Origin of the sequence: Providencia sp. Je.9.19, assembly GCF_051129765.1 — a bacterium.
Lineage (GTDB): Bacteria > Pseudomonadota > Gammaproteobacteria > Enterobacterales > Enterobacteriaceae > Providencia.
On the sequence record NZ_JBCPSS010000019.1, the window covers coordinates 1 to 1,780 of the forward strand.

Here is a 1,780-nt window from a genome sequence, read left to right on the forward strand (position 1 = left end):
GAGTAGCTGCCATTCATCGACAGGGTTATTATCAATGAAACGGTTCCATCCGTCATCGTATTGAAAGAGCAGTTTAGCGGGTCTGGGAATATACATAGAGCAGATTATAAAAGACGAGAAGGGCGTTGCCTAGAAATAGAGCGGCTCTGCCGCGATGCTCACGCCACAGGCGTGCTTATGTTCAAAAATATTATGAGGTAAAGCTTTCGGGCGTTTCTTTGATTGAGGTTTCTGATATCTTTCCTGATTCAATAAAAGCCAGTGAATTAATACCGCATCAGTATATTCAGATGAAATACACGTCAATATCAAGGCGTCATTTAATGGCAAATACATCAAGTTACAGTATTAATAGTGAGATGGTTAAATAGCTGAAAATACCCGCTTATCCCGACTTTATTAAGTTTTTATAGACGGCTCTTGATGCATGGGGACAACTCGGGGTTTGGGGCAAAGAATCCCGTAAATGGTCTAGAGTGGGAGGGCGTTCAGTGGAACGAAAACTTACTTTGAGTACTTTCATGCCGGAACCGCCTAAATTTCCGAAAAGATAAAAAATATTTGAAAACGGACAGAAAATCGATTCTGCGTTATGATGCACAGTCTTTAGTGAGGAGTGAGTGATAAAATAATGAAACCTAAGCACACGCCGACGGCACATGATGCGGCTTTTAAAGGGTTTATGACGCAGGTTGACAGCGCAAAAGATTTTTTTGACATTCATCTGCCTGAGCATATTAAAGCGTTGTGTGATTTCAGTACGTTGGCACTCACGAATTCCTCGTTTATCGACAAACAGTTGCGCTCTCGATTATCCGATGTGCTCTATTCGGTGCAAACCACCGAAGGTGAAGGGTATATTTATCTTCTCGTCGAACACCAGTCGACGCCCGATAAACTCATGGCCTGGAGACTCATGCATTATGCTTTCTTAGCTATGAATCAACATCTTCAGCAAGGGCATAAAACGTTACCGTTAGTGGTGCCGGTGTTGTTTTATCATGGTGGTCGTTCACCCTACCCCTATTCTCAATTGTGGACCGATTGCTTTCCATTACCCGAACTAGCCAATGAATTGTATACCAAATCTTTCCCGTTGGTTGATGTGACGGTGATTGATGATAATGAGTTGGTCAATCATCGCAAAGTGGCCGTGATGGAGCTGGCGATGAAGCACAAATATTTACGGGATGAGTTTGACCGTGTTATCCCGCTATTGGCACAAGCGCTCAATCAACAGTATAATAGTGATAACGACATCATCACTATCCTCAATTATCTGTTCATTGCACTGGACTCGCCCAACTTTGAACATATTGTCCAGCAATTGAGTGAACAGGCAGATAAGCATCAGGAGGTCATCGTGAATATCGCACAACGCTTACAAGATAAAGGTCGCCAAGAAGGACTAGAAATTGGTCGTCAAGAGGGATTACAGCAAGGTATCGAAAAAGGTATGCGTGATGCCAAGATTACAATGGCTCGTAGCTTGCTCAAGAACGGTGTTAGCCTTGATCTTATCATTGAGAGTACCGGTTTAAGCCGCGAAGAGCTCATTTCCCTGCAGTAGTCTCTCCTTATTCCTTTGTCATTTTTGTGCTTAACGCAAACGTCGCTAGCTCAATGAGTTTAGCGATGTTTTGCGCTTTTTCAGGGCTTGTTGCAAAAATGACCTAAGTGAGAAACACTCACGGTATTGTTCATCGCTTTAGGATAAACGCATGCCTCCAAACGAGTTTAAATGGAAACATTTTGCGCCAACCATCATCCTTTGGTGCTT

At 43.0% G+C, this 1,780-nt stretch carries 1 protein-coding gene; it reads left to right on the forward strand.

Features of this window, described 5'->3' with window-relative positions:
- Window positions 1–631 precede the first annotated feature (631 nt).
- Window positions 632–1,570, forward strand: coding sequence for an Rpn family recombination-promoting nuclease/putative transposase (locus AAZR93_RS21500; RefSeq protein ID WP_434721034.1), 939 nt, complete (start codon window positions 632–634; stop codon window positions 1,568–1,570).
- Window positions 1,571–1,780 lie beyond the last annotated feature (210 nt).